The following is a 14840-nucleotide window of genomic DNA, read 5'->3' as shown; positions in this document are numbered from 1 at the left end:
CGTCAATTTTCATAGAGCCTATAAAGATAACAAAAAAAGCGGAGGAACAGAACCTCCGCTTTTTCTATCGTTCAATTCTTTACGAATCTTTTTTTCTTTCTAACATTTCGGACAGACTATTTTTTCGTCTCCGTGTCGTCGTTCTTCCGTTTCGGTTCTTTCTTGGCGAGAAGAACGATATTGTAAACATAATCCGTCATCCATTGTTCGGAGTATCCGAGACGTTCTTTGTACTGACGGACAGCCATAGCCGTCTTGTGCACGTCGTCAGCCTTCCATACCGTTTTGGTACATACGTCATGAACCGTTTTCTGCGTCATTCCATACAGTGCCTTTTTGAAGATAGACGGCATACGGAATTTCCACTGCATCAAGTTACCCATTAACATCATCAGGTCATTCGAGAACCCCTGATACATAAATAAGTAAGATTGGATATCATTCTGTGTGCGGCAATTACGTTTTACGGATGCATCGATTTCTTTGAAGAAATTATCGTTCAGTCCGTAGTCCTGCATCAGCATTTTGCGTGAGGCGGACTTCTCACCCAGTCCCAGTTTACCGTTTTGTGTAGGCACTTTAAACAGACGTTTGAAGTTAGCCACGTCCGGCAAAAAGCGGATATTGGTGATACCAAGGTTTGTGGCGATAACTGACTGGAAATAAACCCGGGTCAGTGATATGAAATCTTCTACATTGCCGACTTTTGTTTCATCGGATTTTTTCTTGAATAAACCAAATAAGCCCATTGTTATATTAATGATTATATTATTTACAAATTACTATTTGAATGAGTGGAAAGTGTGTCCCCTGACTCCCACATGGCAATTTGTGTGCAAAGGTACAAAAACAGTTGGGTTTCACCAACATTCCAAGTCCTTTTCGATGTCCGGCATTATCTCTTTTTTGTTGGGCGAGTTGTACACTGTTGGCGGAACCGTCCAAATATCCGGTATTTTTTGTGGCTATTCGTTCTTAATTCGGAAGTAAAACTTATGATTTTCGAATACAGGTTCCACAATATCATAACGGACAAATTTGGCCAACAGATGTTCGGCGGCCCGGCGGGAAAGTCCCGTTCGGCGGCAGTAGCGGTTGAGTGAGAGTAAGTTACCTTGTTCCAGTTGGTCGAGCAAGAGTTGTTCCCGTTCGGTATAACGGATCAGTTCTCCCCGTGGACTGTCGCTTTGTTGCCATACACGGAGGTGGATAGGAGTTGCCAGTATATTTTCATCTTTGATGCGGAGGTAGGCGAGAGGCTTTCCGTTTTCGTCTTTGGCGTATACCGGTTTGTGGGGTGTTTCCTCAATGGTAACTACTAATACTTGCCGGCCTTCCACTATATATGTCTGCATGGTATATTCCACTTCGGGGATACAGTAAAGTTGTGCGGCAGCTTCAATCATATATTTCTCTTCTTCGGAGCGTACGCCTGCTATTTTTCCGTTGTCCTTCACGCCGATAAGCAATCGTCCTCCGTCGGTGTTTGCAAAGGCCGATAATGTTTTGGCTATTTTGCGTGCGTCGGAAATTTCAAATTTGAAATCCTGTTGCTGATGCTCTCCTTCAGCAATCAATGCATGTATATAATCGGTATCTGTAAGCAGTTTCATGGCTACAAAGGTAGGTAAAAATGATGAAAAGCCTTTTTTTTAGGTATTTTTCAAAGATTATTTCAAAAAAAATATTGTTTTTATGCGTTTATTTCGGGAAACAGTGTATTTTTGCGGCACATTATTAACGAAAAAATAAAAGGATTATGAAAGAATTGGTAGAAAAGGTAGCAGCTCTTTATGCTGACTTCTCAAAAGATGCTAACGCTCAGATTGAAAACGGTAACAAGGCAGCAGGAACTCGCGCTCGTAAGGCTTCTCTGGACATTGAAAAAGCAATGAAAGAATTCCGTAAAGCATCTTTGGAAGCTTCTAAAAAATAATATTAGAAGTCTGCTAAGATATTAGAAAACAAGGAGAGGGTATATCCATTCGGGTATGCCCTTTTTCTATTTTTGGCAACCAATCTTTTAATTGTTTTTGCATGGATAGTTACTATTATTTAGGTAGAAAGGTGTATCTTTGTGTGTGGCAACCTCAAAAAATATAAATATATGAGTAATAGGATTTATCCTATCGGTATACAGAACTTTGAAAAAATCCGTGTAGACGGTTATTTCTATGTTGATAAGACTGCGTTAATCTATCAAATGGTAAAGACAGGTGGCTATTACTTCCTGAGCCGCCCGCGTCGTTTCGGCAAGAGTCTGTTAATATCCACGCTTGAGGCTTATTTTTCTGGGAAAAAAGAACTTTTTGAGGGGCTGGCAATGGAAAAGCTGGAGAAGGATTGGATAAAATATCCCGTTATTCATCTGGATCTGAATGCAAAGAAATTCGATACGGTAGATGATCTGATTCGTCTTGTCGACCGTCAGTTGCTGGTATATGAGTCTCAGTATGGCTCATGTTCTAAAGATGTGACGATAGACGACCGTTTGGTCACCCTTATTCGTTTGGCGGCGGAGAAAACGGGACAGCGTGTTGTGATTCTCGTTGACGAGTATGATAAGCCCATGTTGCAGGCTATTGGAAGAGATGAGTTGCAAGAAGAGTATTGGAATACGTTGAAGGCTTTCTATGGTGTGTTGAAGTCAATGGACGGTTATATTAAGTTTGCTATGTTGACAGGTGTTACGAAATTTGGCAAAGTTAGTGTATTCAGTGACTTGAACAATCTTGACGATATATCTATGCGTCAGATATATGTGGACCTTTGCGGTATCAGCGAACAGGAGCTTCATGATAATCTTGAAAGTGAATTGCATGAATTGGCGGATGCCCAGGGAGTAACGTATGATGAAATATGCAAGAAACTGCGTGACTATTACGACGGTTATCATTTTACATATAACTCTATCGGCATTTACAATCCGTTTAGTTTGCTCAATGCATTCAAGTATCAGGAGTTTGGCAGTTACTGGTTTGAAACGGGTACACCTACCTATTTGGTCGAATTATTGAAGAAGCATCATTATGATCTCCACCGCATGGCTCATGAAGAAACCACTGCCGAGGTTTTAAATAGCATAGACTCAACTTCCGATAATCCTATTCCTGTGATATATCAGAGCACAAGAAGGTGCAATCGTTAATCCTATTACAGTGAAAATTAAAGTGATAGCTACTACAGGTTGGGGAGCACCGGAGAATGCTGAAACAGAATTGACTATTACATATCCGGCAGGTTCAACTAAATAATTAAATATTTAGAAACCGGGATATCGACAAACTTCATTGATATCTCTCGTCATTCGCTTATTCCCATTATGGACTTATCGGAGCGGGAGATATCTTTGAATTAATAATTCAAGTTTCGTAAGTGCTGCATTCCGCATGGATTATACTGCTGAGAATTATACCGCAGGGAATTATACCGCAGGCTTCCCCTCCTTTTGGGAAGGAGGGGTGCCCAAAGGGCGGGGTGGTAGGTAGAGATAAGGTATATTCCTTATTTCTTTTAAAAAGGTAAACTCATTATTTTTCCTACCACCTCCCCCTACGGGGACTCCTCCTTCCCGAAGGAGGAGAAGCTATGCAGGATGCTTGCGAAAGTCCGGGCTTTTCAATACTTACTCTTCGCTCCAACACTTTTCGGCGTCGAAGCAAGGACAAGCCTTGATCCATTCCTCCGGTTCAATCTCACCGTTGCCGTTGAGGTCAGGACTCAGGTCACGATGTCCGCAGACACGACATCCGGGATAATCCCTCAATAACGTCAGGATAAGCACACGCAAAGAATGTTTCTGCCACGGTGTCCGGGTATCTTTGGGATGTCCCTCGTTGTCCAGACCGCCCTCATAGCAGATACCGATACTTTCACTGTTGAAGCCACGGGCGTGCGCACCGATGCGTTCGAGAGGACGGGTCGATTTGATGTCCCCATTCTTGCGAATATAAAAATGATACCCCACACCGTTGAAACCACGACGACGGTGGCAAACGTCCAGGTCGTGCTCGGTGAAACTCTTGTCCTCACGAGTGGCGGAACAGTGGACAACGATCAGACTGATAGCTCTCATGCGTTGCCGTTATTTCGTTGGATACACTCTTTGTTGACGCATTGCAGGGCAATAGCTTCCGACAACTTACCTTTCAGCGAAAAGATTTCGGAATGCATCTCCTTCACACGGTCGCTCAGGTTGAAATAATCCTTCAATACCTTCTCAAGCTGCTGCATGAGGAAATTGTACTGCTCTTTCACTAATTCGCTGAATTCTTTGACTTCCTGCATCATCTGTTGACGCTTCTTGCGACCTCCGAAAAAAGGAAGGACGGTCATGATAATATCAATGATTTTGTCTAACATCTTATTTAATTAAAATTTGAATATTGAAAGTTGAAGATTGAAAACAGAAACCGCATGGCGTGGAACCGTAGAAGTCGGCTCCTGAAGCCATGCGGGACTGTTTTTCGGGTTTTATACTGACGGGTCCGGTGTCACTCCGCCTCCGCCCGGTTTCTCCTCACCCGAACCACCCTCGTCCGGATCGCTGCCGTCGCCTTTACCACCCAATGCGAACACCACATTATTATCGCTCTGCGTGCTCGTGTGGCTCGAATTGATTAACTTCAGCGCCTTATCGGCAACGAAACGGACATTGACACGGCGGATACTACGTACCGTGCAATCCTTCTTCACCTCCGTACCGTCACTGGTCAAGGTGATATGAAACGTTCCCAACCCGTCGATTTTCACTTTATCGCCCTGAGTAAGCGACAACCGCAACTGCTCCACAAATGCTTCAATGGTATGCTTCACATCCCCTGCCGTAAGCGACGACTTGCTTTCAATGGCGGCAGCCATTGTATCGACATCCATGACTCTTACATTGCCGGCTTTCTGGCGAATGTAATACAACATCGGAGCATCCTCCTGATTCACATACTTCCTACGCTGATAGCGTTCTACTAATACATCCATAAAATTAAAAAGTTAAGGTTTAGATAAATAATTCTATAATCTCTTTCTGATACTACAAATATACAAAATCCAAGAGGCGAAGTCAAGTAATCAACCGTTTATTTTCTCTATATTTATAAAATAATTTGGCAGATATAATAGTTGATAATCTATTATTTACTGTTATATTATTTATATAAATAACCAAAACTATTTGGCGTATTTATTCAAATATTCCATTGGAGGAACATAGTCATAAAATTTTGTAATAGACTGATTATGTCCGAAATACACATTTCCCGTCTCCCCGTTACGTTGCTTGGCAACGATAGCCACACCCAGTCCCTCTGTCGGGTAACCGCTTTCGCGGTCGGTCGGAATATGCAGCATAGCCGGTCGGTAAAGGAGTATAACGATGTCCGCATCCTGTTCGATTGCTCCGCTTTCGCGCAGGTGCGCCAGTTCCGGACGACCTCCGGGACGGTTCTCCGATTCGCGGTTCAACTGGCTCAGCAGCACGACGGGGATATGCAACTCCTTTGCCAGCAACTTCGCTTTGCGGGTGGCTTGTGCCACCTCCTGTTCCCGGTTCCGGTTGACCTGCTTGGTGCTCATGTCGCAAAGTTGCAGGTAGTCGATGATAATCATGTCACACTGCTTGCGGCTTTTCAGCAGCCGTGCGCTCGAACGGATGTGATCCATGCTGACGGAAGAACTGTCGTCCACGTAGATAGGCAGTTGTGCCAGTCCCGAGGCGGTGGTGCGTGCCTCCGCTACCTCTTGGGGATTGGGAATCCCGTTGCGCCACCGGTACGGGTTGATGTTGCAGGCGGCCATTAGCCAACGGTCCCCAAGGCGTTCGCCCTGCATTTCGAGACTGTACACGGCTACTGCATTCCCCGCCAGAGCCGCATGGCGTGCCAGGTGGAGGGCGAAGGTCGTTTTGCCTACCGAGGGACGGGCGGCGATAACGATGAGGTCATTGTCCTGTAAGCCACCTGTTTTCTTGTCCAGTTCCGTCAGACCGGTGGGAATGCCGGTGACACCGTTCACGCTCTTGGCGATGCGCCTTTCGGCTTCTTCCATTGTGTCCGCCATAAGGGTTTCCATGTCGCGGATGTGGGCGTTGTGGCCGGATTCACCTTCGAGACGGTCGAGGAGGTTGTGGGCGTCTATGAGAGTGTCGTCGATGTCGATCGTCTCGTCCATGGCACAGGTGAGCAGCTTGTTGAAGCCGACAACCATTTCGCGTGCCAGGTATTTCTGGTGAATGATTTGCGCGTGATATTCGATATGTGCGGAGGAGGCGACTTTGCTGCTCAGTTGCACAATGGCATACGGTCCGCCTATCGCATCCAGATTTCCGCGACGGGCGAGTTCTTCCTTGACGGTCAGTATGTCGATTTTCTTGCCGGCATGATACATCGCCATGAGGGCGGCGAAGATCAGTTGGTGGTGGTCGTCGTAGAACATTTCAGGGCGTAACTTGTCCGCTATGAGCGGCAGCGCTTCCTGCTCTATCAGGCAGGCGCCTATGACGGCTTCTTCGAGTTCGGGTGCGTGTGGTTGCATATTCTTTGTCTTTTTAGTCCATATATTCGTTCAGAAAAGCCTTGTCTTTCAGGTAAGTGGAAGCGTGGGCGATGAAGCGGGTGTCGTTGGTGTGGTAGTAGACGTCCTCGATGCGGTCTATTGCCAGTTGTTGTTCCTCGCGGGTGAGCTTGTTCCATTCGCGGCGGCCGCGGGCGACGTTGACTTTCGGCTTCCGCATCACGGTGTGGTATTTGTCCCAGAAAAGGTCGAAGTCTGTGGAGATTTCTTCCTTTCGGGTGTCTTTGGCTTCCGAAGGGATACGTCCGGTCCAAAGATCAAAGTTGGTGATACGGATATGGAGTATCTTTTCCTGATGAGGGATGAGGTCTATAATGCCTCCTTTGGCCAGTCGTTGAAAGAAACGGGTGGTTTTGGGGCGTGTCCAGCCGAAAATATTGCTCCAGTGGTGATAGCTGATAAGGGAGTCACCGCGTTTGCATAGAATGATTGTCCCGTTGATGTCGTATGGCACGTCGGAATAATTGGTGTGTGCCAGGATTTGGAGAAATGCTTCTGTCTCTCCGGCAGCGCCGTCGGTTGCTTGTCTGTTTAGTAATGCCCGGGGGATAGTGATGTAACCTTGTTTGAGAGATGATGTAGTTAATTGTTTCATGAATTGAAATGGTTTATTGTTTTACACTCGTTGTTGAATGCGGTGTAAATATAAGGCGATATTTCCCGTCGGCAAAATAGCGTTGGACGCTGTTGGCGGATATGGACGGCGGTGTAGTATTTGGACGGAAAGAGCCGGTAATAAATTGTCGGTATTGATAGGGAAGGAGAGAAAAACGAGGATTCTGCCCGGTCAAGGCAGAACCTTCGTTTCAGTGAAACAGAGCCTTCATTTCGGTGAAACAGAGGCTCTGTTTAGGGGAAATAGAGCCTTTGTTTAGGGAAAATAGAGGCTCTGTTTTCGGGACTGTGACCGTGCCACCAACCGTGCCGCCCTCTTTGTGATGATAACCGTTTGTATATGAGGGTTTTGCACGGGTGCTGAAAAACGGGGCGTGCCACGAACCGTGCATATATAAATAAAAATATATATTATTCTATATTATATAGTTCGCTCAACTCATTTTTTCCGTGTTTTGCCTACTTCTGGTTTTCCGGTGTTTCGTCATGACCGCGCAGCTTAATCTCGGGAGGTCCCCAGGTGGTGAAAAGTATGCACTGTTGTTTGGGGCTGAGGCGTGCGGTCTTGTGGGTGTAGTGCGTAGGCTTTAAGTCCGCGAGCAATTGTGCGTCGTTCTCTATGTCATGGCGCATTCTTTTGATTGCAGCGTCAGTGCTGGTGTACTCCGGAAAGTATTCTACTGCTGCTATGGAGAAAGATTTGAAACCTTTAATACTCCATTCATCCTCATCGTCAATCTCTTTGACTTTTTTCATGTTTGTAAAAATTAATATTTAATTAGTTGGTGTGATTCTCTTTGAATCCCTGCAAAGGTAGTTAAAAAATAATTGTTGTGATAAAATTATAAATATATTTTGCTTTGTATAATATATAATGTAATAATTTATATATTTATTATTTTTCTTTTTGAAGCATAGCTTCCCGCCTCTTAATTTTTGACTTATTTTGTACTTATATATTTGCTAAATTTTTTTTTCTGCCGGTTTCTCAAATTAAATTGTATATTTGCGAAAGAATCGGAGAAGTAATCAGAAGAACCGAAAAAAGGGGGTCATGAACGAAAATGTCTTAGCTAAATTGAAGATACTGGCGGAGTCTGCCAAGTATGATGTTTCCTGTTCTTCCAGTGGCACAGTGCGTTCCAATAAACCGGGAATGCTGGGCAACACGGTGGGAGGCTGGGGGATATGCCACAGTTTTGCCGAGGACGGGCGATGCATCTCATTGCTGAAAATCATGCTTACCAATTATTGCATCTACGATTGTGCCTACTGCGTGAACCGCCGCAGCAACGACCTCCCGCGCGCCACGTTTTCCGTCTCGGAACTGGTAGAACTGACTATGGAATTTTACCGTCGCAATTATATCGAAGGCCTGTTCCTCAGTTCCGGCGTTGTCCGCAATCCGGACTATACCATGGAACGGCTCGTGCGTGTCGCCAAAGACTTGCGCCTGGTGCACCGCTTCAACGGGTATATCCACCTGAAAAGCATTCCCGGTGCCAGTCGCGAACTGGTAAACGAAGCCGGACTTTACGCCGACCGTCTCAGCGTCAACGTAGAAATCCCCAAAGAAGAAAACCTGAAACTGCTTGCACCGGAGAAGGATCATAAAAGCGTTTTCGCCCCGATGAAATACATCCAGCAGGGAGTATTGGAAAGTAAGGAGGAACGGCAGAAGTTCCGCCATGCCCCGCGCTTTGCGCCTGCGGGACAGAGCACGCAGATGATCGTAGGAGCGACCTCCGAATCGGATAAGGATATTCTTTTCCTCTCGTCGGCACTCTACGGGCGCCCGACGATGAAGCGTGTCTACTATTCCGGATACGTCTCCGTAAATACGTATGACAAGCGTCTTCCGGCATTGAAGCAGCCGCCTCTCGTGCGTGAAAACCGTCTCTACCAGGCGGACTGGCTGCTGCGTTTCTATCAGTTTAAAGTAGATGAGATAGTGGATGATGCGTATCCCGATCTCGACCTCGAAATAGATCCGAAACTCTCGTGGGCGTTGCGTCATCCGGAGCAGTTCCCGGTCGATATCAACAAGGCGGATTACGAAATGCTCCTCCGTGTGCCCGGCATCGGTGTGAAATCGGCGAAGCTGATTGTCGCTTCCCGCCGTTTCTCGCGACTGGGATTTTATGAATTGAAGAAGATCGGAGTGGTGATGAAGAAGGCGCAGTATTTCATTACGTGCAAGGAACTGCCTCTCCAAATGGCGACCGTGAACGAGCTTTCGCCGCAACGGGTACGCAGTCTGTTGCTGCCGAAGCCGAAAAAGAAGGTGGATGAACGGCAACTGTTACTTGATTTTGGCGAATGAATTGAACTTTGCGAATGAATGTCTACCTCTACGATAAAACCTTCGACGGTCTGCTGACGGCTGTTTTCGACGCTTACTTCCGCAAGACTTTTCCCGATGCGCTGCTGTCGGAAGGAGACACTTTGCCGTTATTCTGTGACGATCTGCACACCGTAGTCACTGACGAGGAGAAGGCGGCGCGTGTGTGGCGGGGATTGCAGAAGAAGGTTTCGTCTTCCGCGCTTGGCTGTCTCACGCAGAGTTGGCTGTCGGAGCTTCCGGAGGTCGGTATTCTTATTTTCCGTTATATCCGCAAGGCGATTGATGCGCCGCGCTCTATCGAAACGAATTTTGCCGATCCGGACGTCCTCCGGCTTGCACAGATTTGGAAGAAGGTGGACGGTGAGCGTGTGCATATAATGCAGTTTGTCCGTTTTCAGAAGGCGGCGGACGGCACGTTTTTCGCGGCTTTCGAACCGCAGTATAATGCTCTGCCGCTTACGGTACAGCATTTCAAAGACCGCTTTGCCAATCAGAAGTGGATTATTTATGATATGAAACGCCGCTACGGTTTTTATTATGATTTGCAGGAGGTGACGCTGATTTCCTTCGATGACGACAGCCGCGAAGCTCACCTGATAACGGGAATGCTGGACGAGAGCCTTATGGATAAGGATGAAAAACTTTTCCAGCAACTTTGGAAAACGTACTTCAAGGCTATCTGCATCAAGGAACGTATGAATCCGAGAAAGCACAAGCAGGATATGCCTGTCCGGTACTGGAAGTATTTGACGGAGAAACAAAAAGTTGTACCTTTGCAGATCAAAACGGATTTTTAACCCTGTGAGTAAGAGAAGGATGAAGAAAAGGATATTTTACATTATCAGCTTTCTGGTAATATTTTGTATAGAGGTATTGATAGCTTTGTACGTATGTGATAATTTTGTCCGTCCTTACATTGGAGATGTACTGGTGGTTGTGCTTGTGTATAGTTTTGTCCGTATATTTCTGCCAACGGGGATTCCGAGAATGCCGTTCTATGTATTTCTTTTTGCCTGCTTTATAGAAGTGATGCAATACTTTCAGTTGGTGGAAACCTTAGGGATTACGAACCGGGCGGCAAAAATTATTCTCGGATCTACGTTCGATTGGAAAGACATTGCCTGCTATGCGGTGGGTTGCGTTCTGATTTTCTTGTTCGAGCGTATTTGTCAAAAGAGTTTATAATAACAGGTCTTTTATAAAGAAATAAGAGACTGTTTAACAAGTCGGTAGTATCTTCCATTCCCCTCCTTCCGGGAAGGAGGGGTGGCTGAAAGCCGGGGTGGTAGGTGGATACACAATGCTGATAATAATGGACTTACGCATTCACCTACCACCTCCCCCTACGGGTACTCCTCCTTCCTGAAGGAGGAGAGTTTTAGATACAGTCGACTTGTTAGTCAGCCTCTTATATTTGTTTTATTTTCTACTTGCTTTCAATATTCAACACACCCTTCGCCAATCCTTTTCCGGTAGCTTCCAGTGTGATCTTTCCCGGCTTGTCCGAAGAAGAAACGATTGCGGTCATCATTCCGCTGAATACCTTCATCTTCGGGGTCTGGAACGATTCGAGTGAAGCCGGGTTTCCGTTGGCTCCTGCGCGGTAAGTTCCTGCGCCTTTCACTTTGAAGCTGATAGTGTTATCCGCCAGCGGACAGAGATTACCGTCCTTGTCCACTACTCTGACGGTGACGAATGACAAGTCTTTTCCGTCGGCTTTGATTTGCGAGCGGTCCGCTATCAGTTCGATATGATGCGGTTTTCCTGCGGTATGCATTTCCTTTTCGGCAACGGGCTTGCCGTCTTTGTCGTAAGCGACCACTTTGACAGTCCCCGGTTCATATTTCGTATTCATCCACATCAGGCGGTAACGTTGCTGACGTTTGAGATTTGCTGTTGAAGCAGAGTCGGCACTGTTGTCAATCGTTACGGAGAGATCCTTGGTACGTTTGCCTTGGCTCTTACCGTTGATAAACAGCTCGGCAGACGGGTAGTTCGTGTAGACAAATACCGGGACTACTTCGCCTTCGTGTCCTTCCCAGTTCCAGTGCGGGAGGATGTGGAGAGTTTCCACGTCCTTGTTCCAGTGACTGCGGTAGAGGTAATAGCGGTCTTTGGGCAGTCCGGCAAGGTCGATGATACCGAACAGGGACGAGTGGCTGGGCCAGTCGGTGTAGTACGGTGTCGGTTCACCCAGATAATCGAAGCCGGTCCATACAAATTCCCCGATGCAGTAGGGGAGGTCTTCGTGCTGGATAAAGTCGTCTTCGGGCAGGTTAGACCAACCGCAATGCTCTACGTCGTATGACGAAGCCTGATGATCGGGATACTTCTGCATCGAACGTCGGGCGACAGGCAACTTGTACACGCCGCGCGAACTGACTGTGGAAGCTGTCTCACTCCCCAGGATAATCTGTTGCGGGAGCTTCTTGTAATTCGTCCGGTACTTGTGCGGACGGTAATTGAATCCGGCTACATCCATTACGGCAGCCATATTATTATTCACCACTGCGTCCGGAGCATCCATGCCTTGAGTGACGGGGCGGGTGGGATCTTCGCGGTGACAGATGTCTTGCAGGAAGCGGGACAACTTCGGTCCGCGGTCACCGTTCCACTGGTCGGGAACCTCGTTGCCGATGCACCACATCACGACACTGGGATTGTTGCGGAACTGGTGAATCAGGTTTACCAAGTCTTTTTCCGCCCATTCGTCAAATATCTTATGATAACCGTTCTGCAATTTGGCTGCTTTCCATTCGTCGAACGATTCGGACATAATCATCATACCCATTTCGTCGCACGCACGGATCAGTTCGGGAGCCGGCATATTGTGGGAAGTGCGGATAGCGTTACAACCCATATCTTTCAGGATGCGTATCTGGCGGCGGATCCCTGCTTCGTTGGCAATGCCGCCCAACGGGCCGAGGTCGTGATGATTGCACACCCCTTTAAATGTGGTACGTTCACCGTTCAGATAGAATCCCTTGTTCGGGATGATTTCGATAGAACGGATACCGAAAGGCGTGGTATATTCGTCTTTCAGCGTATTGCCTTCATACACTTTGGACACTGCAGAATAGAGCGCCGGAGAATCGGGCGACCAGAGTGCAGGGTTGTCTACCACGAAATGTTGGTTGAATATTTTTTCGTCGTATTTCGTACCCTGTTGTTCGTCGGAAGCTACCACTTTGCCGTCGGGAGCTTTCAGTTCGGTCACGATGCGATAGTCGGTGAACGCCTTGCCCGAAGGGATGTCGAGACGTGTTTTCAGGTTGACTCTGGCGAAATCCTTCTTTACGACAGGCGTGGTGAGCTGCGTCCCCCATGTCGGGATATGGGCGTCTTCGTTAATCACCAGATGAACGTTGCGGTACAGGCCTGCGCCCGGATACCAGCGTGAAGATTCGGTTTCGTTTTCCAGACGGACGGCCAAGGTGTTCTGTTCGCCCGCTTTTAAATAAGGAGTGGCGTCGATGTGGAACGAATTGTAGCCGTAAGGCCAGAAGCCGGCTTCCTGTCCGTTGATGTAGACACGGGCGTGGCTCATGGCGCCGTCGAAGATGAGGGTTGCTTTCTTGCCGGAAGAAAATGCCGGGGCTTCAAAGTTCAGGCGATACCAGCCTACACCGACAAAGGGAAGTCCGCCCGTGCGTCCTGCGTGTTCCAGTGCTTCCTTCTGCCCGTCCTGGGTGATAGCGACTTTCTGTTTGTCATTTTCGATACTGAAAGGACCGTAGATAGCCCAGTCGTGCGGGACGGTGACGGATTGCCATTTGGTGTCGTCGTACGTCTGCTGACTGAAGTCCTTGCTGTCTTCTCGTGTAAACTTCCAGCCTTTTTCAAAGGTCTGTTCCGTACGCACTTGCGCGAAGGTTAATGTCGGTAGAGCTACTAATAGAGCTGCTGCGATTTTAAGATGTTTATTCATAAATATAGGGGGTAAAGATTGTTTTTCATTTCTGTTTTGAGCTATGTGTTGTCTTTGGCTTCGTCTTCGGGTTTTACTTGCATTTCGTCTTTCGGATTCAGACTGCTGCCGCAGTATTTGCAAAACCCGGCATTGTCCTCGTGTCCGGAGCGGTGGCAGTGGGGGCATTCCTTGTCCCTTCTGCGTTTATAGTCTTTCATCATGGAGGCCGAAACGATTCCTGTCGGTACGGCGATGATCGTATAGCCGATAAGCATCACGCAGGCGGAAAGGAACTTTCCGAATCCGGTGACCGGGGTGATGTCACCATAGCCTACGGTGGTCATGGTGACGATTGCCCAGTAGATACTGTTCGGGATGTTGTTGAACTGGGAATCGGGCTGCGTGCCCTCTATCATGTACATCAACGTTCCGATCGAAGTCACCAGAATGACGACGAACAGGAAAAAGACGGCTATCTTCTTGCTGCTTTCGCGCAGGGCGGTGAGTAGCCGTTCGCCTTCGTTTAGGAAGTTGAACAGCTTGAATACACGGAATACGCGTATCAGACGGAAAGCGCGGATGATGAGCAGGTAACGTGCGCCGGGGAAAAGCAGGCCGATATAGAGCGGGAGGGTAGCCAGCAGGTCTACAATGCCGAAGAAACTGAATATGTATTTCCGTGGGCGGGGCGAACAGTAAATGCGTGTCAGGTATTCGAAAGTGAAGAAAGCGGTGAAAAGATATTCCATAATGACAAACGGAGTCGTCAGGTAGGAGGGGATGCTTTTCAGGCTTTCGATGATAACGAGCAATACACTGACCAGGATACAACCGATAAGAACCACGTCGAACAACTTCCCCGCAGGGGTGTCCGATTCGAAGATGATGACGTATAGTTTTCGTTTCAACTTCTCGTCATGCAGGAAATCGCGGATTCTTTCTTTCAGTTTCATATATGTATTCAGTTTCATATATGTATTCAGTTTCATAGATGTATAATGGTAAATAATAAATTAAGGAACTCACTTCTAGAAGTCGGTGCTATCCAGATTCTCCTCCTTCGGGAAGGAGGAGTCCCCGTAGGGGGAGGTGGTAGGTGAATGCGCAAGTCAGTTATTATCAGCATTGTGTATCCACCTACCACCCCGGCTTTCAGCCACCCCTCCTTCCCCGAAGGAGGGGAATTGGAGATACTCTCGCCTTTTGGGGGATGCCTTCGCTTTCTGGGGAGATGCCCTCTCCTTTGTTGAAGCCCCTTTCTCCTTTTATAATATCCTTAATTAGTTTCTTTATCATTCCGTATATTAATTTATATCATTAATCAATCACCCAATGCTTATTGTAAGCAACAGTCTTTTTGGGATCATAATGCATTCCCTCTTGTGTGGGGATATGGAGGACATA

14 protein-coding genes and 1 pseudogene are annotated in these 14840 nt (G+C 47.1%); 5 read left to right on the top strand and 10 right to left on the bottom strand.

Going from position 1 to position 14840, the window contains the following annotated elements:
- Positions 1 to 116: 116 nt before the first annotated feature.
- Positions 117 to 749, bottom strand: coding sequence for a DUF8491 family protein (locus tag BHV72_RS05055; protein WP_005679454.1), 633 nt, complete (start codon positions 747 to 749; stop codon positions 117 to 119).
- Positions 750 to 965: 216 nt separating this feature from the next.
- Positions 966 to 1613 carry an AlbA family DNA-binding domain-containing protein gene (locus BHV72_RS05050; protein WP_022042472.1) on the bottom strand — a complete coding sequence of 216 codons (648 nt, stop codon included), beginning with the start codon at positions 1611 to 1613 and terminating at the stop codon, positions 966 to 968.
- Positions 1614 to 1759: 146 nt separating this feature from the next.
- Here BHV72_RS05050 and BHV72_RS05045 point away from each other — a divergent pair, with 146 nt between their 5' ends.
- Positions 1760 to 1936, top strand: coding sequence for a BF3379 family histone-like protein (locus BHV72_RS05045; protein ID WP_005679456.1), 177 nt, complete (start codon positions 1760 to 1762; stop codon positions 1934 to 1936).
- A 171-nt stretch (positions 1937 to 2107) separates the two neighbouring features.
- Positions 2108 to 3127 (top strand): annotated as a pseudogene (locus BHV72_RS05040) (ATP-binding protein); the annotation flags it as partial.
- A 498-nt stretch (positions 3128 to 3625) separates the two neighbouring features.
- On the opposite strand, the gene BHV72_RS05035 reads toward BHV72_RS05040, so the two are convergent.
- The 6 genes from BHV72_RS05035 to BHV72_RS05010 all read right to left on the bottom strand — a co-directional run bounded on the left by BHV72_RS05035 (position 3626) and on the right by BHV72_RS05010 (position 7938).
- Complete coding sequence (locus tag BHV72_RS05035; protein WP_055170243.1) at positions 3626 to 4075, bottom strand: N-acetylmuramoyl-L-alanine amidase; 450 nt, start codon at positions 4073 to 4075, stop codon at positions 3626 to 3628.
- A complete protein-coding gene (locus BHV72_RS05030) occupies positions 4072 to 4362 on the bottom strand; it encodes a hypothetical protein (protein WP_005679746.1) in 291 nt (96 codons plus the stop codon). The genes BHV72_RS05035 and BHV72_RS05030 overlap by 4 nt, the downstream gene beginning before the upstream one ends.
- A gap of 111 nt (positions 4363 to 4473) precedes the next feature.
- Positions 4474 to 4977 (bottom strand): HU family DNA-binding protein, encoded by a 504-nt coding sequence (locus tag BHV72_RS05025; protein WP_122294960.1) that lies wholly within the window; start codon positions 4975 to 4977, stop codon positions 4474 to 4476.
- Between the two features lie 189 nt (positions 4978 to 5166).
- A complete protein-coding gene (gene dnaB / locus BHV72_RS05020) occupies positions 5167 to 6528 on the bottom strand; it encodes a replicative DNA helicase (RefSeq protein WP_286855014.1) in 1362 nt (453 codons plus the stop codon).
- A 13-nt stretch (positions 6529 to 6541) separates the two neighbouring features.
- Positions 6542 to 7162 carry an LvrA C-terminal domain-related protein gene (locus BHV72_RS05015; protein WP_022042468.1) on the bottom strand — a complete coding sequence of 207 codons (621 nt, stop codon included), beginning with the start codon at positions 7160 to 7162 and terminating at the stop codon, positions 6542 to 6544.
- A 479-nt stretch (positions 7163 to 7641) separates the two neighbouring features.
- Entirely contained in the window at positions 7642 to 7938 is a 297-nt protein-coding gene (locus BHV72_RS05010) for a DUF4248 domain-containing protein (RefSeq protein ID WP_005679740.1), read from the bottom strand.
- Between the two features lie 298 nt (positions 7939 to 8236).
- Here BHV72_RS05010 and BHV72_RS05005 point away from each other — a divergent pair, with 298 nt between their 5' ends.
- Genes BHV72_RS05005 through BHV72_RS04995 form a run of 3 tightly spaced genes read left to right on the top strand, consistent with a single transcriptional unit; the run spans position 8237 to position 10711 of the window.
- Positions 8237 to 9505: a putative DNA modification/repair radical SAM protein gene (locus BHV72_RS05005; protein ID WP_005680285.1), complete on the top strand. Its 1269-nt coding sequence runs from the start codon at positions 8237 to 8239 to the stop codon at positions 9503 to 9505.
- A 14-nt stretch (positions 9506 to 9519) separates the two neighbouring features.
- The gene (locus BHV72_RS05000; RefSeq protein ID WP_195414376.1) at positions 9520 to 10323 is read left to right on the top strand and encodes a TIGR03915 family putative DNA repair protein; all 804 of its coding nucleotides are present in this window, start codon (positions 9520 to 9522) and stop codon (positions 10321 to 10323) included.
- A gap of 19 nt (positions 10324 to 10342) precedes the next feature.
- Positions 10343 to 10711, top strand: coding sequence for a ribosomal maturation YjgA family protein (locus BHV72_RS04995; RefSeq protein WP_005679735.1), 369 nt, complete (start codon positions 10343 to 10345; stop codon positions 10709 to 10711).
- A 241-nt stretch (positions 10712 to 10952) separates the two neighbouring features.
- On the opposite strand, the gene galB is transcribed toward BHV72_RS04995, so the two are convergent.
- Both galB and BHV72_RS04985 read right to left on the bottom strand, forming a co-directional pair.
- Positions 10953 to 13454, bottom strand: coding sequence for a beta-galactosidase GalB (gene galB / locus BHV72_RS04990; protein WP_005680287.1), 2502 nt, complete (start codon positions 13452 to 13454; stop codon positions 10953 to 10955).
- A 41-nt stretch (positions 13455 to 13495) separates the two neighbouring features.
- On the bottom strand, positions 13496 to 14389 hold the full coding sequence (locus BHV72_RS04985; RefSeq protein WP_005679715.1) for an ion transporter: 894 nt from the start codon (positions 14387 to 14389) through the stop codon (positions 13496 to 13498).
- Positions 14390 to 14840 lie beyond the last annotated feature (451 nt).

Origin of the sequence: Bacteroides sp. 43_46 (assembly GCF_001915455.1) — a bacterium.
Lineage (GTDB): Bacteria > Bacteroidota > Bacteroidia > Bacteroidales > Bacteroidaceae > Bacteroides > Bacteroides caccae.
The sequence above is the reverse complement of the archived record's forward strand: the minus strand, read 5'-3'. Positions and strand labels throughout refer to the sequence as shown.